General features: G+C 62.8%; 23 protein-coding genes. 16 read left to right on the top strand and 7 right to left on the bottom strand.

Translation table 11 applies throughout. From position 1 onward, the window contains the following. Positions 1–34: 34 nt before the first annotated feature. Positions 35–766, bottom strand: coding sequence for a CPBP family intramembrane glutamic endopeptidase (locus LDN82_RS17805; protein ID WP_224165262.1), 732 nt, complete (start codon positions 764–766; stop codon positions 35–37). A gap of 51 nt (positions 767–817) precedes the next feature. On the opposite strand from LDN82_RS17805, the gene LDN82_RS17800 reads away from it, so the two are divergent. From LDN82_RS17800 to LDN82_RS17765, 8 genes are all read left to right on the top strand, one after another. Further along, positions 818–1,762, top strand: a complete 945-nt coding sequence (locus LDN82_RS17800; RefSeq protein WP_224167565.1) for a metal ABC transporter substrate-binding protein — start codon at positions 818–820, stop codon at positions 1,760–1,762. Beyond that, a complete protein-coding gene (locus tag LDN82_RS17795; RefSeq protein ID WP_224088758.1) occupies positions 1,759–2,493 on the top strand; it encodes a metal ABC transporter ATP-binding protein in 735 nt (244 codons plus the stop codon). The genes LDN82_RS17800 and LDN82_RS17795 overlap by 4 nt, the downstream gene beginning before the upstream one ends. A 3-nt stretch (positions 2,494–2,496) precedes the next feature. After that, positions 2,497–3,360: a metal ABC transporter permease gene (locus LDN82_RS17790; RefSeq protein ID WP_224088757.1), complete on the top strand. Its 864-nt coding sequence runs from the start codon at positions 2,497–2,499 to the stop codon at positions 3,358–3,360. A gap of 146 nt (positions 3,361–3,506) precedes the next feature. Continuing rightward, complete coding sequence (locus tag LDN82_RS17785; RefSeq protein ID WP_224165261.1) at positions 3,507–5,156, top strand: ABC-F family ATP-binding cassette domain-containing protein; 1,650 nt, start codon at positions 3,507–3,509, stop codon at positions 5,154–5,156. Between the two features lie 143 nt (positions 5,157–5,299). Beyond that, a complete protein-coding gene (locus LDN82_RS17780) occupies positions 5,300–5,647 on the top strand; it encodes a molybdopterin oxidoreductase (protein WP_224088755.1) in 348 nt (115 codons plus the stop codon). Further along, on the top strand, positions 5,647–8,115 hold the full coding sequence (gene nirB, locus LDN82_RS17775; RefSeq protein WP_224165260.1) for a nitrite reductase large subunit NirB: 2,469 nt from the start codon (positions 5,647–5,649) through the stop codon (positions 8,113–8,115). Before LDN82_RS17780 ends, nirB begins: the two co-directional genes overlap by 1 nt. Beyond that, positions 8,112–8,420, top strand: a complete 309-nt coding sequence (locus LDN82_RS17770) for a Rieske 2Fe-2S domain-containing protein (RefSeq protein WP_224165259.1) — start codon at positions 8,112–8,114, stop codon at positions 8,418–8,420. Before nirB ends, LDN82_RS17770 begins: the two co-directional genes overlap by 4 nt. 278 nt (positions 8,421–8,698) lie before the next feature. Then, the gene (locus LDN82_RS17765) at positions 8,699–10,162 is read left to right on the top strand and encodes an amino acid permease (protein WP_224088750.1); all 1,464 of its coding nucleotides are present in this window, start codon (positions 8,699–8,701) and stop codon (positions 10,160–10,162) included. Between the two features lie 127 nt (positions 10,163–10,289). Here LDN82_RS17765 and LDN82_RS17760 read toward each other — a convergent pair whose 3' ends face one another. Further along, positions 10,290–11,435, bottom strand: coding sequence for a trypsin-like peptidase domain-containing protein (locus LDN82_RS17760; protein WP_224165258.1), 1,146 nt, complete (start codon positions 11,433–11,435; stop codon positions 10,290–10,292). A gap of 107 nt (positions 11,436–11,542) precedes the next feature. Here LDN82_RS17760 and LDN82_RS17755 point away from each other — a divergent pair, with 107 nt between their 5' ends. From LDN82_RS17755 to LDN82_RS17720, 8 genes are all read left to right on the top strand, one after another. After that, on the top strand, positions 11,543–12,001 hold the full coding sequence (locus LDN82_RS17755) for an SRPBCC family protein (protein ID WP_224165257.1): 459 nt from the start codon (positions 11,543–11,545) through the stop codon (positions 11,999–12,001). Next, positions 12,001–12,657, top strand: a complete 657-nt coding sequence (locus LDN82_RS17750; protein ID WP_224165256.1) for a pentapeptide repeat-containing protein — start codon at positions 12,001–12,003, stop codon at positions 12,655–12,657. The genes LDN82_RS17755 and LDN82_RS17750 overlap by 1 nt, the downstream gene beginning before the upstream one ends. 132 nt (positions 12,658–12,789) lie before the next feature. Beyond that, a complete protein-coding gene (locus LDN82_RS17745) occupies positions 12,790–14,016 on the top strand; it encodes an acetyl-CoA C-acyltransferase (protein ID WP_224165255.1) in 1,227 nt (408 codons plus the stop codon). Then, positions 14,017–14,817: an enoyl-CoA hydratase/isomerase family protein gene (locus tag LDN82_RS17740; protein WP_224088742.1), complete on the top strand. Its 801-nt coding sequence runs from the start codon at positions 14,017–14,019 to the stop codon at positions 14,815–14,817. It abuts the gene before it with no gap. After that, on the top strand, positions 14,814–15,677 hold the full coding sequence (locus tag LDN82_RS17735) for a 3-hydroxyacyl-CoA dehydrogenase family protein (RefSeq protein WP_224165254.1): 864 nt from the start codon (positions 14,814–14,816) through the stop codon (positions 15,675–15,677). The genes LDN82_RS17740 and LDN82_RS17735 overlap by 4 nt, the downstream gene beginning before the upstream one ends. A 27-nt stretch (positions 15,678–15,704) precedes the next feature. Continuing rightward, the gene (locus LDN82_RS17730) at positions 15,705–16,301 is read left to right on the top strand and encodes a GNAT family protein (RefSeq protein WP_224165253.1); all 597 of its coding nucleotides are present in this window, start codon (positions 15,705–15,707) and stop codon (positions 16,299–16,301) included. 12 nt (positions 16,302–16,313) lie between these two features. Next, on the top strand, positions 16,314–16,769 hold the full coding sequence (locus LDN82_RS17725; protein WP_224165252.1) for a hypothetical protein: 456 nt from the start codon (positions 16,314–16,316) through the stop codon (positions 16,767–16,769). Between the two features lie 148 nt (positions 16,770–16,917). Further along, positions 16,918–17,820 (top strand): SGNH/GDSL hydrolase family protein, encoded by a 903-nt coding sequence (locus tag LDN82_RS17720; RefSeq protein ID WP_224165251.1) that lies wholly within the window; start codon positions 16,918–16,920, stop codon positions 17,818–17,820. A gap of 107 nt (positions 17,821–17,927) precedes the next feature. Here the strand turns inward: LDN82_RS17720 and LDN82_RS17715 are convergent, their stop codons facing one another. Genes LDN82_RS17715 through LDN82_RS17695 form a run of 5 tightly spaced genes read right to left on the bottom strand, consistent with a single transcriptional unit; the run spans position 17,928 to position 22,936 of the window. Further along, positions 17,928–19,100, bottom strand: a complete 1,173-nt coding sequence (locus LDN82_RS17715) for a Gfo/Idh/MocA family oxidoreductase (RefSeq protein WP_224167564.1) — start codon at positions 19,098–19,100, stop codon at positions 17,928–17,930. Positions 19,101–19,120: 20 nt separating this feature from the next. Beyond that, entirely contained in the window at positions 19,121–20,269 is a 1,149-nt protein-coding gene (locus LDN82_RS17710; RefSeq protein ID WP_224165250.1) for a Gfo/Idh/MocA family oxidoreductase, read from the bottom strand. Further along, complete coding sequence (locus LDN82_RS17705) at positions 20,266–21,042, bottom strand: ThuA domain-containing protein (RefSeq protein WP_224165249.1); 777 nt, start codon at positions 21,040–21,042, stop codon at positions 20,266–20,268. The genes LDN82_RS17710 and LDN82_RS17705 overlap by 4 nt, the downstream gene beginning before the upstream one ends. Positions 21,043–21,069: 27 nt before the next feature. Continuing rightward, complete coding sequence (locus LDN82_RS17700; RefSeq protein WP_224165248.1) at positions 21,070–21,927, bottom strand: carbohydrate ABC transporter permease; 858 nt, start codon at positions 21,925–21,927, stop codon at positions 21,070–21,072. Positions 21,928–21,934: 7 nt separating this feature from the next. Further along, positions 21,935–22,936 (bottom strand): sugar ABC transporter permease, encoded by a 1,002-nt coding sequence (locus tag LDN82_RS17695; protein ID WP_224165247.1) that lies wholly within the window; start codon positions 22,934–22,936, stop codon positions 21,935–21,937. Positions 22,937–22,940: the final 4 nt, after the last annotated feature.

The following is a 22,940-nucleotide window of genomic DNA, read 5'->3' as shown; positions in this document are numbered from 1 at the left end:
TCGCGGCCCTGATGCAGGCCTTGGCATGCCTCTGTTACCCGGTGGGGAGGAAGTCCGGCGGGATCGCATAAATGAGAACCACGGCCAGGAGGTTCTTGGCCGCATGGACGAAGTAGGAGAACATCAGGTTCTTTCCCGTCCACACGTAGACCGCCACCAGCACCAGGGCCATGCCGAGATAAGGCGCAAGGGCCGACAACGCCAGCCCTTCCCGGCCCACAACATGGATCGACGCGAAAACGCCTACCGAAATCGCGCAGCAGATCCAAATGTTCACGTGCTGCGACAATTTGCCGATGAGTAGGTGCCGGAACAGGTACTCCTCGACGAACGGCCCCAGGACCACCAGCAGCGGCACCATGAGCCAGGCCGGCACACGCTGAAGCAGGCCTTGGATGCCCAACTGGTTTTCGGAGGTCTGCGCCGTACCGAGCGCCGCAACCAGAATTGCCGTGACGATCAGCATGACCACCACCGCAAGGGGGACCATGCCAAGGGTGAACCAGGGACGGGTGCCCAGGATCTTGATGTCGCGGCCAACAATGCGCCAGGCGGACGCCAAGGCAAAGACCCCGACGGCAGCATAGAAGACCGCGTTGACGGCATAGGAAGCCGTGGCGGGGTCGGAAAAAAGCCGGAGCATCATTCGCTCCACGGATTCGCCCGCAAAAGTGAAGTAGACCGTGAACCCCACGTAGGCGGCCACGGCGACTGCGTCCAGGGCATTGAACCGGTAAAGCCTCGCCCCCATCGAAATGGTGCCCATATGACCAGACTATCTTTGCTGGGTGGCCCCCGCTTCGCTACACTTTTCGGTATGCCTAACTTTCCGTTTCGGCGCGCCAAAGTTGTCCGCCGATTCGCCGCCTTACTGACCGCATCCGCTCTGGTGCTCGGGGTGTCCGCCTGCGGAGGAAATTCCTCCGCCGGAGGTGACGACAAACCCGTTGTCCTGACCACGTTTACCGTTTTGGCCGACGTCGCCAAAAACGTCGCCGGTGACAAGCTCCGCGTGGAATCCATCACCAAGGCCGGGGCCGAAATCCACGGCTATGAGCCGACTCCCGGGGACATCCGCAAGGCTGCCCAGGCCGACCTCATCCTGGATAACGGCCTGAACCTTGAAGCATGGTTCTCCCAATTCGTGGAAGGACTCGATGTACCCCACGCTGTGGTGAGCGACGGCGTGAAGGTCATGCCCATCGCAGAAGACTTCTACCAGGGCAAACCAAACCCGCACGCATGGATGTCCCCCAGCAACGTCCAGATCTACGCCAACAACATGGCCAAGGCCTTCGCCAAGCTCGACCCCGCCCATGCCGGCGAGTTTGAAGCCAATGCCAAGGCCTACAACGCCAAACTGCAGACCGTCCAGGACGAGATGGTCTCCAAGCTCTCCGTTCTGCCCGAAGCCCACCGGGCGCTGGTGACGTGCGAAGGTGCGTTCTCCTACCTGGCCCGGGATGCCGGACTCAAAGAGGTCTACATCTGGGCCGTGAACGCTGAGCAGCAGGCCACGCCCCAGCAGATCGCGCGGGCCATCGAATTCGTCAAGGACAACCAGGTGCCGGCCGTGTTCTGCGAATCCACCGTCTCCGACGCCCCCATGCGGCAAGTCGTCGGTGCTACCGGCGCCAAATTCGGTGGCGTACTCTACGTGGACTCGTTATCAGAAGCAGACGGTCCTGTTCCCACGTATTTGGACCTCATCCGCCACGATGCGAAGACCATCACCACAGCCCTGGCAGGAGGAGCGTCATGACCAGCCCCGCGATCGTCGTTGAGAACGTCACGGTCCACTACGGCGAGGTGCTGGCGCTGGACTCCGCATCCCTCACCCTGGACCACTCCAGAATCTGCGGTTTGGTCGGCATGAACGGCTCGGGCAAGTCCACCCTGTTCAAGACCATCATGGGCATGGTGAAGCCCGATTCCGGCCGGGTCCTCATCAACGGTCACCCGCCCATGAAGACCCGCAAGGAGGCCGGCATCGGCTACGTCCCGCAAAGCGAGGATGTGGACTGGGCCTTCCCCCTGTCCGTGCGGGACGTAGTGATGATGGGCCGCTATGGGCACCTCGGTTTCACCCGCCGTCCGCGGAAAGCCGACCGGGACGCCGTCGAACAGGCCCTGGACCGCGTGGAGCTTGGCGAGTTTGCCGACCGCCAAATCGGCCAGCTGTCCGGCGGGCAGAAAAAGCGTGCCTTTGTAGCCCGGGGCATCGCACAAGGCGCCACCATGATGCTGCTGGATGAACCCTTCGCCGGAGTGGACAAGCGATCAGAAGCCACTATCACCAGGCTCCTGCGCGAACTTGCGGCTGACGGCGCCACCATCCTCATCTCCACCCACGACCTCCACGCGCTCCCTCAGCTCTGCGACGAAGCAGTGCTCCTGATGCGTAAGGTGCTGATGCATGGCAGCCCGGACGTAGTGCTGCAACCTGAAAATCTAGCCATGGCATTTGGCCTTGACGTCATGAACAGGGGCTAAGCCGTGGAATTCCTGCTTGAACCTTTGAGCTACGACTTCATGGTCCGCGCCCTCGCCACCACGGCAATTGCTGCGGTGGTTTGTGCGGTCCTTAGCTGCTGGCTCGTTCTGATCGGCTGGTCCCTCATGGGCGACGCCGTATCGCACGCGGTGCTTCCCGGCGTCGTGCTCGCCTACATTGTGGGTGCGCCGTTCGCGCTTGGTGCGTTGGTGTTCGCGCTGATCGCCGTGACGTTGATCGGGGTGGTGCGGAACACCAGCCGCGTGAAGGAAGATGCGGCAATCGGCATCGTGTTCACGTCGCTGTTCGCGCTGGGCCTGGTGCTGATCTCCGTGACGCCGAGCCAGACTGACCTGAACCACATCATCTTCGGCAACCTTCTGGGCGTCAGCGTCCCTGACCTCATCCAGGTTGTGGTCCTTGGCGTGGTGGCCTTCGCGATCCTGATCCTCAAGCGCCGGGACCTCACGCTGTACGCGTTCGACCCCACGCATGCCCACGCCATTGGACTGTCGCCCAGGCGGCTCGGAGCGCTGCTGCTCGGCCTGCTGGCGCTGACATCGGTGGTGGCTTTGCAAACCGTGGGCGTGGTGCTGGTGGTGGCCATGCTGATCATTCCCGGCGCCACCGCCTACCTGCTGACGGACCGGTTCTCCCGGATGCTGGTGATCGCCCCGGTCATCTCGGTGGCGTGCTCCATGACCGGCATCTACCTGAGCTACTACCTGGACACGGCATCAGGGGCGATGGTGGTGGTCACCCAGGGTGCGGTGTTCGCCGTCGTCTATCTGTTCAGTCCGCGGCAAGGGCTGATTGGTACGCGCGTGGCAAAGGCCCGGCGGAAGCGCGCGGTCGCGGCGGCCTGAAACTTGACGTGCCCCGATTCGCCGGGCAGTCTGGAGCGATGAAGTCTTGAGAGCAGCCCGTCCATGCGGCTGCATCCCCAGTAGACCACTGAGGCAGTACCCCAAGGGTTTCCTGCCATTCACTGCGGACTTTGCGAGGACCTCTCTTGACTGACCACCTTCACCTTTCCGGCGTTTCCCACGGCTACGGGGACCGCGAACTTTTCCAGGGCGTTGAACTCACCATCGATCACGGCGAGCACGTTGCCATTGTCGGGGAAAACGGGGCGGGGAAATCCACCCTTCTCCGCCTGCTGGCCGGCGTGGAAACGCCCGACGACGGCACGGCCGGGTTGGCAGGGAACGCCGGCTACCGCCTGGGCTACCTCGCCCAGACGCACGGACTTCCTGCCTCGATTACTGTCGGCGACGCGATCGACGAGTCCCTTAAGGCACTCCGCTCGCTTGAGGCCCGCATCACCGAACTGGAACAGGACCTGGCGGACGCGGACCCCGAAACCCTGGAACTCTACGGAAGCCTGCAGACCCAGTACCAACTCCGCGAGGGGTACGCTGCCGAGTCCCGGGTGGAAGCAGCGCTGGACAGGCTGGGGCTGGGAGGCCTGGATCGGCGTCGAACGCTTGGGTCTTTGTCCGGCGGGGAGCAGGAGCGCGTTGCCCTCGCCTGCCTGCTGGCAGATCCTGCCGAAGCCCTGCTCCTGGACGAGCCCACCAACCACCTGGACGCCAACGGCACAGCCTGGCTGGAATCGAGGTTGGCTGCGCACCGAGGCACCGTGGTGGTGGTTTCGCACGACCGCGTCCTGTTGCGGAAGGTAGCCAGCACAGTAATCGAAGTCGACGCCGAGCGCCGTTCCGTCAATAGATACGGCAACGGCTACGAAGGTTACCTGCGGGAGAAAGCGGCCCAGCGGGCCCGTTGGGTGCAGCAATACGAGGAATGGCTCGACGCCATGGCCGCCGAACGGTTCCAGGCCGCCACGGTTTCCGGCGGCATGGGCTACGGCCGGGTGCGCGACAACGACAAATTTGCGACCGGCTTCAAAAAAGGCACCTGGCAACGCGCAGCCACCAGCAAAGTTCGCAACGCCCAGGAACGCCTGCGGCGGCTCGAAGAGAACCCCATTGACCGGCCACCCGTGCCGCTCAAGCTCGCCGCGCAACTTGACGTTCAGCTCGAGGAAGCTGCTGGACCGGCCATCGAAGCACGCGGCATTAGCGTGCCCGGTCGCCTCAAACCGACTGATCTGCGCGTCGAAACCGGGGAGAAGGTCCTCATCACCGGGCCAAACGGCGCAGGAAAATCAACGCTGGTCTCCGTGCTCGCCGGGACGCTTGAGCCGGCCAGCGGAACCTTGGCCGTTCAGGGCACGGTGGGGTATCTGCAGCAGGAACTCGACGTGCCGCCGCGTCCCGGGCTCCGGCTCCTTCCGGCGTTTGCCGCAGGACTGGGCGGAAACATCGACGAACACGCCGAGGCCCTGCTTCGCCTGGGCTTGTTCCGGCCTGCGGAGTTCCACGTTCCCGTGGGCAGCCTCTCGGCCGGACAGCAACGCAGGCTCGCCCTGGCCAGGCTGCTCCTGGGCAGCTACGAAACCATGATCGTGGACGAACCCACCAACCACCTTGCGCCGGTGCTCGTGGAACAGTTGGAAGCTGCGCTCGCAGGCTTCGCCGGGACACTGGTCATCGTGAGCCACGACCGCGCGCTGGGGGAGTGGTTCGATCGGTGTGCAGCGGCCGGTTCAGTGGGTAGCTGGGTCCGGTACGGGATGCAGGATGGTGAGTTGCTGTAGGCCGACGTGGCCGCCGCTGCCGCCGGGGTGAGCTGTTCGCAAAGGGATCGTTACGCCGTGTCCTGCATATGGAAACACGGCATCGAGCGTCCTGAAACAACGGCGGAGCACCATGGAAGGAAGCCGGCCGAAAGGATCTTTCCGTGATTTCCAAGAACCTCTTCCTTCAAGGCATATTCCCGTTTGACGGCATCGGTATGGAAAAGCCGGTTCCCCTCCACAGCGAGCTCGCGCACTTTGTCCCGGACGGCGTCGTGAACCAGACGCTCTACTTCCGCGGCGGCAACACCAGCTCCGAACTCATCGCGGTTGTCCTTATGCGCGACGGTGTGCCGATGCGGTATTTCCCCATCGGGGCCAAAGGCGATGTGCACGTCCCGTTGCGGGTCGTGGAAGATATCGAGGGCGGCTCGATGATCGAGTTGTACATCGCCGCGCCGGCCGGCGTCCGCGGTTCCGTGGTGGTGGACCTGGGCATGGTGGAGCACTGATGACCAGGCAGCTGGTGGTCATCGGCAACGGCATGGCCGGTGCACGTGCGGTGGAGGAGATCCTGGCCCGCGGCGGCGGGGACGCGTTCGACATCACCATTTTCGGTGACGAACCGTATGGAAACTACAACCGCATCATGCTCAGCCACGTGCTTTCCGGCGAGGAAAGCGATGCCGACATCTTCCTCAACGCGCTGCCGTGGTACCAGGAAAACAACATCACCCTGCACGCAGGGGTCCGGGTGGAGCGCATAGATAAGTACAGCAAACACGTCTTTGCGGCCGATGGCAGGGTGGTTCCCTACGACGTCCTGATCATCGCCACCGGAAGCCACTCTTTCCTTCCCCCGATGGATGGCCTCTACACGCCCAGCGGATCGGTGCGCCACGGGGTTTTCACGTTCCGGACCATGGACGATACCCGCAAGATGGTCCAGTTCGCCCAGCACGAGCATCACCGCAAGGCTGTGGTGATTGGCGGGGGATTGCTGGGGCTTGAGGCTGCCCGCGGACTGCAGGCGTACGGCCTTGACGTGGCGGTGGTCCACTCCGGTGGCCACCTCATGAACGCGCAATTAGGGCCCGATGGCGGCGCAATACTGCGGCGAAGCGTCCAGGCGCTGGGCATCGAGGTCCATACAGGAAGCCGGACCACTGCGGTGCTGGGCAAGGACCGGATCACCGGCGTGCGGCTGCGTGATGACACTGAGCTGGACTGCGACATGGTGGTTGTGACTGCCGGCATCCGGCCCAACGTGGATGTCGCCGTCGTGAGTGGATTGGCCGTGGAACGGGCCATCGTGGTGGATGACCACCTGCGCGTCATGGACGAAGAGGACATCTATGCCGTGGGGGAGTGCGTTCAACACCGGGGCGAGGTCTATGGGCTCGTAGCGCCCCTGTGGGAGCAGGCCGCTGTTCTTGCGGACCAGATCACCGGTGTGGATCGTTCCTCGGTCTATCTGGGTTCCAGGACCGCCACCAAACTGAAGGTGGCCGGCGTCGACGTCGCTTCCATGGGCCTGGCGGGCCCGGAACGGGACACGGATGAGCACATTGTTTTTTCGGAACCGAGCCGGGGCGTGTTCAAGTCGATCGTGATCCGGGACAACAAGATGGTGGGCGCTACCCTTCTTGGTGACAGCCGCAAGGTTGCCTACTTGACCCAGGCTTTTGACCAGGGCCTGCCGCTGCCCGAGGAACGGCTTTCGCTGATGTTCGATCTCGGCTCGCCGGGTGAAGAGGAAGGTGTTTCCGAGCTGGCGGATTCGGCACAGGTCTGCAACTGCAATGGGGTTTCCAAAGGAACGCTTGTTGCCGCGGTGCAGGGTGGTTGCCGTTCGGTACCGGCAGCCATGGACGCCACCCGGGCCGGCAAGGGCTGTGGTTCCTGCAAGCTGCTGGTCACACAGGTGGTGGAGTGGGCGGCCGACGGCGCCGTAGAAGATGACCCGGCTGCCAGCTACTACGTTCCCGGTATTCCCCTGGACAAGGCCGCGTTGATATCCCGGATCCGGGAGCTTGGTCTGCGCTCGGTTTCCCAGGTGTTTGCTGCGCTGGCTCCCGGAAGCGCTGAAGATGCCAAATCCAAGATGGGCCTTGCCTCGCTCCTGAAGATGATGCTGGCAGAGCAATACATCGACGAGCGTGACGCCCGCTTCATCAACGACCGCGTGCATGCGAACATCCAGCGTGACGGTACGTTCTCCGTGGTTCCGCAGATGAAGGGAGGCGTGACGTCCGTGCAGCAGCTCCGCACGATTGCCGACGTCGCGGAGAAGCACAACATTCCCATGATCAAGCTGACCGGTGGGCAAAGGATCGACCTTCTGGGCGTTCCAAAGGAAGACCTTCCGCAGGTTTGGGCCGATCTGGACATGCCCTCCGGCTACGCCTACGGCAAGAGTTTCCGCACCGTGAAGACCTGTGTGGGGAAGGACTACTGCCGCTTTGGCACGGGTGATTCCACGGGTTTGGGCATCTCGCTGGAATCCCGCTTCCAGGGAATCGAGTCGCCGGCAAAACTGAAACTCGCAGTCTCCGGGTGTCCGCGGAACTGTGCGGAGTCCTTGGTCAAGGACGTAGGCGTCGTTGCGGTGGAAGGAGGCCGCTGGGAAATCTATGTTGGGGGAGCGGCCGGCGCCCAAATCCGCAAGGGCGATCTGCTGGTCACGGTGGATACTCCGGAGGAAGTCACACTGCTGGCGGGTCGGTTCATGCAGTACTACCGGGAGAACGCGAACTGGCTGGAACGGACGTATGCGTTTGTTCCCCGGGTGGGGATCGATCGCATCCGCAGCGTCATCCTGGACGACTCCGAGGGCATCGCCGCCCGCCTGGATGAGGCGATGCAGGAGTCAGTGGACAACTACGTGGATCCGTGGAGTGAGCGCGATGATCCACTCACGCCCGGCCAATTCCGGACCTCGCTGCCGCTCACAGTCCTGCCGCAGGTGCCGGTCCGATGAAGATTCCACACGTCATAGGGCCGGTGGACCAAATTCCGTTCGGCGAAGGCCGGGCGTTCGGGATCGACGGCGAGCAGGTTGCGGTCTTCCGGCTACGGGACGGGACCTTGCGGGCTGTGTCGGCAGTGTGCCCACATAAGGGCGGCCCCCTTGCCGACGGAACCATCGACCAGCGCGTGGTGATGTGCCCGCTCCACCAGCACTCGTTTGAGCTGGAAACCGGGTGTTCCACCACGGGAGCCAAGCCCCTGCGGACGTACGAAGTCTTCGCAGATGAGAGCCGGAATATCGTGCTGATCTCCTAAAGCAACGCGGGGTCACTTACGGCCCATTCCGGGGGGAAACATGGGCCGTAAGTGACCCCGCGTTGCTGTGTCCAGGCCGGGTGTTGTTGCCTGCGTCACGGGCATTCCCATTAATCCCGTAAGATAGACGGGTTGCGCGAACCTTCGGCGTTCTGCGTTCTTTGTCACACTTCGACGCCCTCCAACGGGGAAAGCTCGAATTTTGTGTGGCCAAGACGCCCATGTTCCGGCATAGGCGTAAACACCTACAGCAATACCCCAACCCACAAGGAACAGCTGTGCCGCAAAGTACCCCCACAGATCTCCAGAACCCGACGGCCCCATCCACCGCCGTCGGCTCCACCCTCAGCGCCGAGGGTTACCAGAAGACCCTGAGCCGGCGCCACGTCACCATGATCGCCATGGGCGGCGCAATCGGCGTCGGCCTGTTCATGGGCGCCGGTGGCCGCCTGGCCTCCACCGGCCCGGCCCTGATTTTCTCCTACGCCATTGCCGGCGTCATCGCTTACCTGCTGATGCGTGCCCTCGGTGAACTCATCATGTACCGCCAGACGTCCGGCTCTTTCGTGAGCTACGCCGGTGAAATGTTCGGCAAGAAGGGCGCCTTCCTTTCAGGTTGGATGTACTTCATCAACTGGGCCATGACAGGCATTGCCGAGCTCATCGCAATCGGGCTGTACTTCCAGTTCTTCTTCCCCAACGTTCCCGTTGAACTGTCCGCCATTGCAGCGCTGGTGCTGCTGGTGGCCGTGAACTTGTTCAGCGTCAAGGCCTTCGGCGAGTTCGAATTCTGGGCCTCCTGCCTCAAGGTCGCAGCCATCCTGATCTTCCTGGCCGTTGGTACCTTCATGGTTGTCACCAACGCCCAGGTGGGTAACGGGCATGCCTCGGTGGGCAACCTGTTCCACGAAGACGGTGGCATGTTCCCCAAGGGCGGCCTGGTCATGATCCTGGTCCTCAACGCCGTGATCTTCGCCTACAACGCAATCGAACTCGTTGGTATTACCGCTGGTGAGATGGAGAACCCGGAACGCGAAGTTCCCAAGGCGATCCGCGCCGTCGTGATCCGCATTATTGTCTTCTACGTCGGTTCCGTGATGCTGCTTGCGATGCTGCTGCCGTCGGACCAGTACAAGGCCGGCACCTCGCCGTTCGTCACCGTGTTCGGCCAGATGGGCCTCGGCTGGATGGGCGACGTCATGAACATGATCGTCATCACCGCCGCGCTGTCCTCCTGCAACTCGGGCCTGTACTCGATCGGCCGCATCTTCCGGACCATGGCCAACAACGGCCACGCGCCGCAGTGGCTCACCAAAATGTCATCCCGCCACGTGCCGTACGCTGCCATCCTGGCGATCGGCGGTGTGTACCTGGTGGGTATCCTGCTCAACATCTGGCTGGGTGGCTCCCACGCGTTCGACCTCGCGCTGAACACGGCCTCCATCGGTGTGATCTTCACCTGGGGCTCCATCTTCGCGAGCCAGATTGCCCTGCGGAAGAAGCGCGGCAACGTCTCCAGCCTGCCGATGCCCGGTTCGCCGTGGACCAGCTGGCTGGGCCTGGTTGCGCTGCTGGCCATAACCGTACTGATCGGCTTCGACACCATGACCGATAAGGCAACCGGCGAGGTCTTCCTCCTGGGTCTCTGGACCTTGGCGACCATCCCGTTCTTCGCCCTCGTCCTGTGGCTTGGCTGGCAGAAGGTCAAGAACAACGAGCCCAAGAGCGAACTGTTCAGCTAACGCTTGGCTCATAAACGCTCGACGGCGGGTGCCTCCTTTCCGGGGGCACCCGCCGTTCGCGTTGTGGGGCATGGTCTGCATTCTATGTGACGAGTAGGGGCGCAGGGCAGGCCCCACAGCGTCTCGGCTATGAGGACGGGCGTTCGGCCAGTTGGACCTTTACTTCCTGGGTTTCTGATCCCCTGCGGAATTCCACCGTCACGTTCTGCCCGGGACTCTTGGTTCTCAAGGCTGCGAGGAGATCCTCGGGGGTTGCCAGGTCCTTGCCATCGAGCTTGACGAGTACGTCCCCTGGCTGGATGCCGGCTTTGGCGGCCGGCCCGCCATCCTGCACCGAAAGGGCCAGCGCCCCGTGGGTGTCAGGTAGGCCCAGCCGGTCGGCGATCTGTTGAGTGATATCCCCCGGTCCCAAACCAATGAAGGCGTGATCGGCTGTGCCATCCTCCTTCAGCTGGTCAGCCACTTTCACGGCGGTGGCAGCGGGGATGGCAAACCCCAGGGCAACCGCACCTGACTGCGGCGGAATGTAGGCTTCGCTGATGCCGGTCACTTCGCCCCGGCTGTTCACTACGGCTCCGCCTGAGTTGCCGGGGCTGATCGCGGCGTCGGTCTGGATGAGGTCCACCAGAGACTGGCTGCTGGACGCCGAACCCGGGATCTGGCGGTGGAGGCCGGAGATGATGCCCGCCGTCGCCGTATTTTCGAATCCCAGCGGCGAGCCTATGACGATCGCCAGCTCGCCGATCCGGGGCAGGGAGGTTTGGAATTTCGCGGCCGGCAAACCTGTCCGTTTTGCTTCCACGAGGGCAAGATCAGTGATGGCGTCGGTGGCCCGCACGGTGCCAGCCACCCGCTGGCCGTCAGCAAAGCCAACCTCAACATCGCGGTTGCCGCGCACCACATGTTCATTGGTCAGGATCAGGCCATCCTGCGAATATACGACTCCACTGCCCAAACCGCCGTCCGTGAAGATGGTAACCACCGACGGCTGGACATTGCTGATGATGTCAGGGATGTCCGCGGCACCCTGCTGAGGGGCCGGGCTGCTGGCCCCTTGACCGGATTGTCCGGCGGATTCTCCTGCGGATTGCCCGGCGGTTTGTCCGCCGGGTGGGCTGCCGGTCGCGCCCGAGAACTGTGAAGTCGACGGTCCCTGCGGGCTGGGCCCAGGAGCTGTGCAGCCGGAAACCACGGAGGCTAGGACAGCTGCTGCCGCGAGGAGTTCGACGGGACGGGACGCAGTGCACTTGGCTGAAGCTGGCCGATGGTTCATTGAAGAGTCCCCTTCATCACCGGGCTCTATGGATGCTTTTTAAGGCTAATCCCGCCCTTGTTCCCCCGCCAGTTGGGACTGTCAGTGCCCGGGTCTAGGCTCGATGTATGGATCACACCACCACCCTGACGCAGCACATCAACGCCAGCCCGGAGAAAGTTTGGGCGGTCCTCTCGGACATCCCGGGCTCGGCCGGCACCCTTTCGGGCATCAATGCAATCCAGATGCTCAGTGAGGGTCCTTATGGGGAGGGCACCCGCTGGAAGGAAACACGGACCATGATGGGCAGGCAGGAAACCGTGGAGATGTGGGTGTCCCAGGCTGACCCACCCCGCAGCACCACAGTCAAAGCACTCCAGGGCGGCGCCGACTACACCACCCGCTTCAATCTGGCGGAGCGCGACGGCGGAACTGACCTTACGCTGACATTCGGCGCCGAGGTCCTCAAACCCACGCTCGGGAGCAAGGTCGCCATGGCCTTGTTCGGGAAGATCGGCATGAGCATTACGCGAAAGGCCCTCAGCAAGGACCTTGCCGAGATCGCTGCGAAGGCGGAATCCCTCTAATGGCGGCTGCAAAAGTGGCAGCCCCCAAGATCTCCCCGGTGCGCCTGGAAGAACTGCGCGACGACGACGCCCCGGACTTCCAGCGTGGCGAACGGTATGACGGCATCAGGTTTACCCGGGTGTCTGCCGATGGGGAGGAACTGAGCGGTGCCGACTTCATTGAGTGTGAGTTCACAGGAGTCTCGTTCAACGAGGCCCAGTTGCGTGGCGCCACGTTCCGGGAATGCATCCTTGCGGAGCCGTATGCGCCAGTCTTCACTGCGGCACGGACTTCCTGGCAGGACGTGGAGATCAGCAATCCGAGGTGGGGATCAGCCGAGCTGTACGAAGGCACGTGGCGTTCGGTGCGGATCGAAGGCGGCAAGCTGGACTACGTGAACCTGCGCGGCTCCAAGCTGATGGACGTCCAGATTTCAGATTGCATCATCAACGAGCTCGATTTGGGCGGCTGCACGGGAACACGGCTATCGCTGAAGAATTGCACCATCGGCACCCTGGACGTGACCGGCGCCAAGCTCAAGGACGTGGACCTGCGGAGTTCGGAGTTCCGGGGTATCAACGGGTTGGCCGGGCTTGCCGGAGTTGTTATTGACGATTACCAGTTGAGTCTCATGGCCCCGTTGCTGGCCGGCCATTTGGGCATCCGGGTGGTCTGAGGCGATGCCGTGCCGGGCTGGGGAAGTGGCTTCATCTGTTGACCCGGACGGCAGGCCGTGTAATCTTTATAGAACGAACGGTCGGTATATTATTCCGGGGCCGGTCCCTTTCACTTCGCGAAGGATGTTCTCATGGTCGAGGCTTTTCTTGTTGGCGGCGCACGGACGCCGGTTGGTCGTTACGGCGGGGCATTGTCCTCCGTCCGTCCTGACGACCTCGCCGCGCTGGTGGTCCGTGAGGCAGTGACGCGTGCCGGCGTCGATCCTGACTCCATTGATGAGGTAATCCTCGGCAACGCCAACGGCGCTGGCGAGGAAAACCGCAACGTGGCCCGCATGGCAACCCTCCTTGCCGGGCTTCCCCTCCACATTCCGGGCATCACCGTGAACCGTCTCTGTGCCTCGGGCCTGAGCGCCATCATCATGGCGAGCCAAATGATCAAGTCCGGCGCTGCGGATATCGTGGTTGCCGGCGGCGTCGAATCCATGAGTCGTGCTCCCTGGGTGCAGGAGAAGCCCACCACGGCATTCGCTAAGCCGGGCCAGATCTTCGATACGTCCATCGGTTGGCGCTTCGTCAACCCGCTTTTCACCAAGGGCGAGCTCTCCCGTGACGGCAAGATGACCTACTCCATGCCTGAAACGGCCGAGGAAGTGGGCCGTGTGGACAACATCTCCCGCGAGGATGCAGACGCTTTCGCTGTCCGCTCGCACGAACTCGCTTTGGCGGCCATTGCAGGCGGCCGGTTCAAGGAAGAGATCGTTCCGGTCACCGTCAAGACCCGCAAGTCCGAGACCGTGGTGGACACTGATGAGGGTCCCCGCGAAGGCACCACCATGGATGTCCTGGCGGGACTTCGGCCAGTAGTCCCCGGTGGCTCCGTCGTCACTGCGGGCAACTCGTCCAGCCTCAATGACGGCGCCTCTGCGATCATCGTCGCCTCCGAGGCAGCCATCAAGAAGTTCGGCCTGACCCCCCGTGCCCGGATCATCGATGGCGCGTCGGCGGGCTGCGAACCGGAAATCATGGGCATCGGTCCTGTCCCGGCAACGCAGAAGGTCCTTGCCCGCACCGGCCTCACCGTGGACCAGCTCGGCGCGGTGGAACTCAACGAAGCTTTTGCCACCCAGTCCCTTGCCAGCATGCGGCGCCTGGGGCTGGACCCGGAAATCGTCAATAACGACGGCGGTGCCATCAGTTTGGGGCACCCGCTGGGTTCCAGCGGGTCACGTCTGGCCATTACCCTTCTGGGCCGCATGGAGCGGGAGCTTGCCAGCAACAATGGACCGAAGCTTGGCCTTGCCACGATGTGCATCGGCGTGGGCCAGGGCACGGCAATGCTGCTGGAAGGCGTGTAAATGGCACTGAACCAGGAAGACTTCAGCACCCTTCTCCTCGAGGAACGTGACGACAGGCTCACTGTTCTTCTCAACCGTCCCGAAGTACGCAATGCGATAGACCAGACCATGGTGGACGAGCTTCACCTCGTCTGTGCCGAACTGGAGCGCAACCCCAAGGTCCTGATCATCGCGGGCACGGACGGCGTCTTCGCCTCGGGCGCGGACATTGGACAACTCCGGGAACGCCGGCGGGATGACGCACTGCGGGGGATCAACTCAACCATCTTCATGCGCATCGCCAAGCTGCCCATGCCCGTCATCGCAGCTTTGGACGGCTATTGCCTGGGCGGCGGTGCGGAGCTTGCCTATGCGGCAGATTTCCGCATCGGAACCCCAAGTGTGCGGATAGGCAACCCCGAAACTGGACTGGGAATCCTTGCCGCAGCCGGCGCCAGTTGGCGGCTCAAGGAGCTCGTGGGCGAGCCGAAAGCCAAGGAAATCCTCCTCGCCGGCGCCGTGTTGAGGGCCGAGGAAGCCCTGCGCATCAGTTTGATCACTGAGATTCACGAGGCCCCTGAGCTCATGGAGGCCGCACACAATCTGGCTGACAGGATCGGCCGCCAGGATCCCCTTGCGGTCCGCATTACCAAGTCGGTGTTCCACGCTCCTGCGGAAGCGCACCCGCTGATCGACACCCTTGCCCAGGGGATTCTCTTCGAATCCCAGGCCAAATTCGACAGGATGCAGGCTTTCCTGGACAAGAAGGACAGAAGCAACTCCGCCAACTCCGCTGCCAACGACGACAGGATCCAGAAATGACAGCAGTACCCGCGATTCCCCACGTTGTTGGAGTCCTTGGCGGTGGCCGGATGGGTGCGGGAATCGCGCATGCTTTCCTGACCAAAGGGGCCACCGTGATCGTCGTGGAGAGGGATCATGAGGCAGCCGCCGGGGCGCAGGGTCGGGTAGCAGACGCGGTGGCCAAGTCCGCGTCCCGTGGCACCCTGGGCGAAACCCCCGAAGAAGCCTTGGCCAGGTTCAGCACGTCGACGGACTACGAATCCTTTATCCACTGCGGCCTGGTGGTAGAAGCCGTGCCCGAGGATTACGATCTCAAAGTCGCCGCGTTGAAAGCTGTGGAGGACCGCCTTTCCGCAGATGCATTCCTTGCTTCAAACACGTCGTCTTTGTCCGTGACGGGGTTGGCGAATGAACTCCGCAGGCCAGCCAACTTCATCGGGCTGCACTTCTTTAACCCGGTGCCCGCCTCCACCCTCATCGAAGTGGTGTTGGCCAAAGAGACCTCGCCCGAACTCGCCCGAGCGGCGAAGAACTGGACCGAGGCACTCGGCAAGACCGCCGTCGTCGTCAATGACGCGCCCGGCTTTGCGTCCTCAAGGCTGGGCGTCGCTATTGCCTTGGAGGCTATGCGCATGGTTGAGGAGGGTGTGGCATCAGCGGAGGACATCGACGCCGCGATGGTCCTGGGGTACAAACACCCCACCGGGCCGCTCAAGACCACCGACATCGTGGGTCTTGATGTTCGTCTGGGCATCGCGGAGTACCTGCATTCCACGTTGGGTGACCGCTTTGCTCCGCCGCAGATCCTGCGGGACAAAGTTGCCCGTGGGGAGCTTGGCCGCAAAACAGGCAAGGGCTTCTTCGACTGGAACGACTGACCATCGCGTACCGGTTAGGCTAGCCGGGTGACCTCGATTGAACCCATCACCTTGACCGGCAAATTCGTGACCCTGGAACCCTTGCGGCCAGATCACCACGACGACCTCGTGGAGGCGGCCAAGGACGGCGATCTCTGGAAGCTCTGGTACACCTCCGTACCCACGCCGGACGATATGGCTGCGGAGATTGAGCGGAGGCTTGGCCTGCAAACCCAAGGTTCCATGGTGCCCTTCGCCACCAGGCTCAACAGCACCGGCAAGGTCATCGGAATGACGACGTACATGAACATCGATGCCGCCACTCCGCGCGTCGAGATCGGCTCCACCTGGAACGCAGCGTCCGTCCACGGAACAGGCACCAACCCCGACTCCAAGCTGCTGCTTCTTCAGCATGCCTTTGAAACCCTGGGCTGCCCCGCCGTCGAATTCCGGACGCACTGGCTCAACCACCAGTCCCGCGACGCGATCGCCCGTCTCGGCGCCAAGCAGGACGGTGTGTTGCGAAACCACTCGCGCACCAAGGACGGAGTGCTTCGCGACACCGTGGTGTTCTCCATCCTGGAACACGAATGGCCCGCGGTGCGGAACGGCTTGGAGTTCAGGCTGGCCAGGTACAGCGCGTAGTTGGCCAGCGATATGACGCTCTTACCGGCAGATCAGGACATGCCCCGCAAGCCACGGTTCAGTCTTCGCGCGGCTGTTATTGCAATCGTTCTTGGAATTCTATGGCTGCTCCTCTTCCATAACGCACCGCCGCGCGAGGGCACGGTGGCCGGGCACGGAATCGTGGTTGACCAAAAGATCAGTACAAAAGGCCTCTGCGAGCCTATAGCCGACGTCGTGATCGATGGCGCCACGTACCGCACTCCTCCAGGAACCAGCGCCGAGCCCTGCGCCTACGGGATCGGCGAATCCATCGATGTCACCTACCACCCTGATGACATCACCGGAACGCTTGAGATTCCTTTGGAAGGACCATCCAAGAAGGCTGTAGCGCTTTTGCCCTTGATAGGGGTCGCGCTGCTTATCGGCGGCACAATCTCGCTGGTTGGAAACATCCTTTACCGCCGGAAAGTGAAAGCCCAAAAATAGCTTGTCGATGGGTCTGTACCGCATTGCCTGCCGGGCGTAATCTGGCCAACACATTGCCCCGTACGCGGCCGACGGGTGGGCGAGCCGCGAAGTGATCCCTTTTGACGGACCACCGGAGCCCCAAAGAGCAGCATGAAGGGGAAACACCATGGCAACTCATCGAGCACGACGCCGGCACTTGGCTTTCGCAGGCGGATTGGCCGCCCTTGCACTCACGTTAGGATTCACGGCCAGTCCGGCGACCGCCGCACCGCCGCCACCGATCACGTATGTGGCACTCGGCGATTCGTACACGGCAGGGACGGGCGCGGGGGACTTGTACCGTCCACCGGTAGCTTGTTGGCAGAGTAGTCCGGGCTATGTCGATGATGTCGCCGCGACAGGGCGGGTCGCTTTAGTGGCCAATTTGGCCTGTCACGGAGCCGTGCTGTTCCCGGCCGGACCCTTTTATGACGGAGTGACGCCGTCCGTATTTGAACAGATCACCAGCAGTGTAGGGCAATCCGCGCTCCACAATGCTGGGTTGGTGAGCATTACCGCTGGTGCCGTAGATGCCGGCAGTTTGCTCGCTTTGCAGAACTGCTCTACGCCGGATACACAGCTTTGTGAGGGCACCGTAAGCGGGATCATCGCCAATCTTCCCGTGATCGAGTCCGGACTTGAGATCATCTATCAAAACATCCGAGCCTCGGCTCCGGAGGCGACCCTCACTGTCATGGGCTATCCGCGGCTTTTTGATCCCGCCAATGGTCTCCCGGTGATCCCACCGGCGAACCAAGTCCAAGTGAATCTGGCCGTCGATGCCCTCAACGCGACAATTGCCAAGGCGGTGGCTGACAGCCAGACCAACGCCAAGTTCATCGATGTCACCAAGAAGTTCCTCGGGCATGCAGCGAATTCTGCAGATCCATGGCTTGTGATGATCCTGGCGCCCGTACCCCCGTTTGATCGGCTGCCCGACGCTAACTTCCATCCGAACGAGGCAGGACATCTGGCCTACGCCGCAGCCCTGCTGTCGGCCATCAAACCCGCTCAGCTCGCCAAACGCTAAACCACTAACACGTTGCGAACCCGCTGTTTCGTTGTTGCCCAGCAACGAAACAGCGGGTTCTCAGCGTTCAGGCAGGCAGCGTTCAGGCAGGCAGGAAGCCCGCACGCTCACACCTTCTGCCAACGGCTCCCAGCCCCGGCGCTGGCCTCAACCGCTGCCAGCACTTTCTGTACCTGCAAGGCATCAGAGAACGACGGCGAGGGCTGCTCGCCAGCGCCGATGGCATTCACGAGGTCCACCACCTGATGCGTGAATCCGTGCTCGTAGCCCAGGCCGTGCCCTGTGGGCCACCAGTTTCCGACGTAGGGGTGGGATGGTTCCGTCACGATGATCCGGCGGAAACCGGCGTCCTCCTCGGAGGCATCGTAGAAGGACAGCGAGTTCATGTCCTCGAAGTCGAAAGCCAACGAGCCGAGCGTGCCATTGAGTTCCAGCCGCATGGCGTTCTTCCGTCCCAGGGCGAACCGCGTCGCCTCGAACACGCCGATCGGGCCGGCGTCGGATGTCTTTCCGGCCCCGGATGTCTTCGCCTGGAAACGGGCGGTGAAGATCGCTGCGTCGTCCACAGTTACTGGCCCGCGCGGACCATCTGTACCTCCGTGCCCACCGAGCCCTACGAGGTCCCCGCCGATCGGCCGTTCCTTCACGAACGTCTCCATGAGGGCCGAAACCCCGGTGATGCTGGACCCGGTGATCCACTGGGCAGCGTCGATACTGTGCGCACCGATATCACCCAGTGAACCGGAGCCGGACTTTGACTTGTCCAGGCGCCACGTTAGAGGGGCGTCCGCGTCCGACAACCAGTCCTGGAGATACTGGGCCCTGACGTGCCGGAGCTCGCCCAGCCGGCCGTCGTCCACCATCCGCTTTGCCAGGGCCAGTGCAGGAGTTCGCCGATACGTGAAACCGCACATCGAGTACACGCCCCGCTCGGCGGCCGAGGATGCGACAGCGGTCATCTTTTCGGCCTCAGCAACACTGTTGGCCAAGGGCTTCTCGCACAGCACGTGTTTGCCCGCTTCCAAGGCGGCAATCGCAATCTCGGCGTGCGTGTTTCCGGGGGAGCAGATATCGATCAGGTCAATGTCATCGCGCTCAATCAGGCGACGCCAATCGGTCTCTACGGAATCCCAACCGAACTTGTCCGCGGCTGCCTGAACACCGGCAGCATTCCTGCCAGCCAGCGCCGTCAGCTCGGGCGCAAGTGGGAGATCGAAGAAGCGGGGCGCGGTTCGCCACGCATGCGAGTGGGCCGCGCCCATGAAGGAGTAGCCCACCATGCCCACCCGCAGCTTCCGCGTCACAGTCGAACGCCTTCCCCCGCAAGCGCACTGCCTCCGGCAAGCGCACTGCGAACCGATGTCCAGGACTTCAAAACCTCCAACACAGCGGGGTCCCGCTCGGCTAGTAGGGCCTGCTGGTACGAGTCCTCAAGCAGCGCGTCCACGGAAACACGGGCCCCGGACGAAGCACTCAGGATGGCCGCCTCCACCATGGCCAGGCTCATGATGTTCTGGTGCACCTGCCCCATTGGGGTGCTTCCCGTGCGGACTGCAGATACGAAGTCGCGCAGGGAGCCAGCGATTTCCTGGCCCGGATCGGAAGCACCGGGCCCCAACGGAATGGGTGCCGAGGAAACAGGTTCGTTGTCCCCGTCCCACAAGACCGTGCCGTGCTCGCCGCTGATCCGCCATGAGGCGTTCCACGAGGTTTCCTGACCGGGGCTGCACCAGCTTCCGTTGAACACGAAGCGCTCCCCGCCGGTCATTTCGAAGACGGCCGTGGCCCCGGCATCACCGCGGTACCAACTCCAGGAGGGGTTGTACTCCTCGCAGAAAACAGAGACGGGATCGGCGTCGAGCAGGAACCGGGCCATGTCGAACTGGTGGATGGCCATGTCCAGCAACAGTGGGTGGTTCATGGCGTCGCGGAAGCCGCCAAAATGTGGCGCCTTGAAGAATTCGGCAGAAACAATGCCAACACGGCCGAGAGACCCGGACAGCCGCTTGGCTTCAAACAGCTGACGGTTGTAGCGCCGGGACTGGCTGACCATGAACAGCTGGCCGTGGAGCTCAGCAGCTGCTGCCAACGACAGCCCTTGCGCCACCGTCGAGGCCACGGGCTTTTCGCCAAGGACCGGCAGGCCCGCAGCGAGTGCCTCGGTCGTGACCGGATGATGCGCGGCTGGAACGGTGACGTTGATGACCGCTTGGGCTCCGACGTCGGACGCCAGTGCCGCCGTGCCGACACCTACCGGAAGGTCGGGACGGCCCAGCGAGGCTGCAGCCTCGGCAGCGGTCGCAAGGTCCAGATCCACGATGCCCACGAGCTCCACCAACGGTGACGCCTCAACGGTTCGAAGCCAGGCACGGCCCATGCCCCCGGCACCGACCACGACGACGCGAAGGGGAGTGCCGTCGTCGGGGATTGTGGCGAAAGGCGTGCTCACGCGTTGGCTCCTTGGTAGCTCTTGCCGTTGAAGAAGTCGTTGGTTTCATACCTGAGCAGCTCCGGAACGGCGCGCTCGGGACGGTCGGTGACGGCCCATTCCACGGCGTTGGCGATGACGCGGCGGATGTCTTTGTGGTGATAGACGGGGTAGTCCTGGTCGCCGGGGCTGAAGAAGAAGATCTTGCCGTGGCCGCGCCGGAACGTGCAGCCGGAACGGAAGACTTCGCCTCCGCTGAACGAGCTGATGAACACCAGCTCCTCGGGCGTGGGGATATCGAAGAATTCGCCGTACATTTCCTGCTCGGGGATCACGATGGGGTGCGGCACGCCCTTGGCGATGGGGTGGGTCGGGTCCACCGTCCACACGAGCTCGCGATCATGTTCCGAGCGCCAGCGCAGGGTGCAGGTGGTGCCCATGAGCTTGGTGAAGATCTTGGACCAGTGCCCCGAATGGAGCACGATCAGGCCCATGCCCGCGAGGACGTGGCGGTGGACGCGTTCCACGATCTCGTCGTCAACGTCTGCATGGGACATGTGTCCCCACCAGGTGAGGACGTCGGTATTGGCGAGGACTTCCTCGGTGAGGCCGTGCTCGGGTTCGTCCAGGGTGGCGGTCCGGACCTCGACGGCGGAACCCAGGTTCTCCTCGATGCCCGCCTTGACGGCACCGTGCATTCCCTCGGGATAGAGGCGTGCCACGAGTTCGTCCCGCTTCTCGTGCCGGTTTTCGCTCCAGACGGTGACGCGGATGGGCTTGCTTGTTTCAGGCATGATTCTTTCCTTCTGATGAGTGACGGTCTACTTGACCGCGCCGCCGGTGGTGCCTGCGGCGATGTATTTTTGGGCCGCGACCAACAGGACGATGGCCGGGATGGAGGCGAGTACCGCCGTCGCCATCACTGAACTCCAGTCGTTCACGTAGGCGCCGATGTACTGGAAGATGCCCAGGGTGACCGGACGGACCGCTTCCGTGGTGGTGAGGGTCAATGCGAAGAGGAAGTCGCTCCAGGCGAACAGGAACGTAAAGAGTCCTGCGGTGATCAGCGAGTTCCGGCTCAGCGGAATCACGATCGACCAGAACGCCCGGACGTGCCCCGCCCCATCCACCCGCGCGGCCTCGATCACGGATGCCGGCATGCCGTTCATGAACGCCCGGATGATGAGGATGGCGAACGGGATTCCGTGTGCCGAGTCCGCAAGGATCAGGCCCGGAATGGAGTTGAGAAGCCCGAGGTCGTTGTATGCCGTGTACAGGGCGTTGGCCACTACGATGCCCGGGATCATCTGGCTGATCAGGATGGCGAACAGGACAACGCCTGCGCCGCGGACCTTGAAGTAGGCCAGCGCGTAGGCTGCCGGGGCGGCGATTGCCAGGCTCAATGCCACGCTGCCAAGGGAGATGACCAGGCTCGTGCCGAGGTTCCCGGCTTGCTCATTGATGGCTGTGGCATAGCCCGTGAAGTCGGGCTTCAAGGGCAACCACGAGGTTTCCAAGGTAGTGCCGTTGGGCTGCAGGGAGGCGTTGACCATCCAGTAGACCGGAAACAGCATGATGGCCAGGAAGAGGATAGCAAGTGCCGTGTAGCCCCAGTTCTTGCGTCCTGTTGCTTTTGATCTGGTGGGCCGGAGCGTGGGTGCTTTCAGTACGGTTGTCATGGTTTCCTCACTCATCCACAGCGCGTCGGCTTGCCCGCAGGTACAGGACCGCGAAGACCAGGGAAATGATGACCAGCACGTTGCCCAGGGCCGCGCCTTCGCCGAATTTGAATTCGTGGAAGGAGAGATCGTAGGACTGGGTGGCGATGGTCTGGGTCGAGTTCGCCGGGCCACCGTTGGTCAGGCCCAGGATGATGTCCAGCACCTTGAGGGTGTAGACGACGCCGAGAACCAGCACCACGCTCACTACCGGCCGGAGCATCGGCCACGTGATATGCCGGAACGCCTTCCAACCCGTGGCGCCATCGAGTGACCCGGCCTCATACAGCTCATCCGGGATCTCCTGCAGGCCGCCGTAGAGGATGGTCAGGTTGAACGGGATGCCAATCCAGATGTTCACCCCCACCACAGCGATCAAAGCCAACGAGGTACTGGTCAGCCACGGAACGCCGGTATCGACGATGCCCAGATCGCCCAGGAAACGGTTGAGCGCTCCGCTGTCCTTGTCCAGGATCCAACGCCACACGGCACTGGAGACGATCAAGGGAAGGAGCCACGGCAGCAGGAGCAGCGACCGCAGGATGCCGTTGAGCGGGAACTTGCGTTGGAAGAAGATCGCCAACGCCAGCCCGATCACGAACTGCCCCAGGATGGAACCTATCGTGAACAGTGCGGTGTTCAGCAGCGAGGTGGAAAACAACGACGACGACAAGACAGTTACGTAGTTGGCCAACCCTACCCATGGGGCTTCTCCGGTGAAGAAGGTGGCCGTGGTGTAGTCCTGGAAACTCATGACGACGTTCTTGACCACCGGGTAGCCAAAGAACAGCGCCATGTAGACCACGGCAGGGACCAGGAAGAGCCACTGGAAGATGCGCTCGCGACGTTGGCGGGTCCGGCGTCGTGGTTTCTGCGCTTCTGTAGGCGAGCCTGCCGGGCGGCCGCTCTTTGCCTTGGCCTTTCCGGTGGAACGTGCCGCTGTTTGCGACAAATCTGTTGTCAATGACATGGCT

The sequence above is a fragment of the Arthrobacter sp. StoSoilA2 genome, from assembly GCF_019977195.1.
GTDB lineage: Bacteria > Actinomycetota > Actinomycetes > Actinomycetales > Micrococcaceae > Arthrobacter.
This window is presented reverse-complemented; position numbering and strand designations above follow the sequence as displayed.

Bases quoted from the DNA above. Each gene is read 5' to 3' on its own strand.
- LDN82_RS17805 (WP_224165262.1), bottom strand. From the start codon at position 766: ATGGGCACCATTTCGATGGGGGCGAGGCTTTACCGGTTCAATGCCCTG.
- LDN82_RS17800 (WP_224167565.1), top strand. From the start codon at position 818: ATGCCTAACTTTCCGTTTCGGCGCGCCAAAGTTGTCCGCCGATTCGCC.
- LDN82_RS17795 (WP_224088758.1), top strand. From the start codon at position 1,759: ATGACCAGCCCCGCGATCGTCGTTGAGAACGTCACGGTCCACTACGGC.
- nirB (WP_224165260.1), top strand. From the start codon at position 5,647: ATGACCAGGCAGCTGGTGGTCATCGGCAACGGCATGGCCGGTGCACGT.
- LDN82_RS17770 (WP_224165259.1), top strand. From the start codon at position 8,112: ATGAAGATTCCACACGTCATAGGGCCGGTGGACCAAATTCCGTTCGGC.
- LDN82_RS17760 (WP_224165258.1), bottom strand. From the start codon at position 11,435: ATGAACCATCGGCCAGCTTCAGCCAAGTGCACTGCGTCCCGTCCCGTC.
- LDN82_RS17755 (WP_224165257.1), top strand. From the start codon at position 11,543: ATGGATCACACCACCACCCTGACGCAGCACATCAACGCCAGCCCGGAG.
- LDN82_RS17750 (WP_224165256.1), top strand. From the start codon at position 12,001: ATGGCGGCTGCAAAAGTGGCAGCCCCCAAGATCTCCCCGGTGCGCCTG.
- LDN82_RS17745 (WP_224165255.1), top strand. From the start codon at position 12,790: ATGGTCGAGGCTTTTCTTGTTGGCGGCGCACGGACGCCGGTTGGTCGT.
- LDN82_RS17740 (WP_224088742.1), top strand. From the start codon at position 14,017: ATGGCACTGAACCAGGAAGACTTCAGCACCCTTCTCCTCGAGGAACGT.
- LDN82_RS17735 (WP_224165254.1), top strand. From the start codon at position 14,814: ATGACAGCAGTACCCGCGATTCCCCACGTTGTTGGAGTCCTTGGCGGT.
- LDN82_RS17725 (WP_224165252.1), top strand. From the start codon at position 16,314: ATGACGCTCTTACCGGCAGATCAGGACATGCCCCGCAAGCCACGGTTC.
- LDN82_RS17720 (WP_224165251.1), top strand. From the start codon at position 16,918: ATGGCAACTCATCGAGCACGACGCCGGCACTTGGCTTTCGCAGGCGGA.
- LDN82_RS17715 (WP_224167564.1), bottom strand. From the start codon at position 19,100: ATGGTGGGCTACTCCTTCATGGGCGCGGCCCACTCGCATGCGTGGCGA.
- LDN82_RS17705 (WP_224165249.1), bottom strand. From the start codon at position 21,042: ATGCCTGAAACAAGCAAGCCCATCCGCGTCACCGTCTGGAGCGAAAAC.
- LDN82_RS17700 (WP_224165248.1), bottom strand. From the start codon at position 21,927: ATGACAACCGTACTGAAAGCACCCACGCTCCGGCCCACCAGATCAAAA.
- LDN82_RS17695 (WP_224165247.1), bottom strand. From the start codon at position 22,936: ATGTCATTGACAACAGATTTGTCGCAAACAGCGGCACGTTCCACCGGA.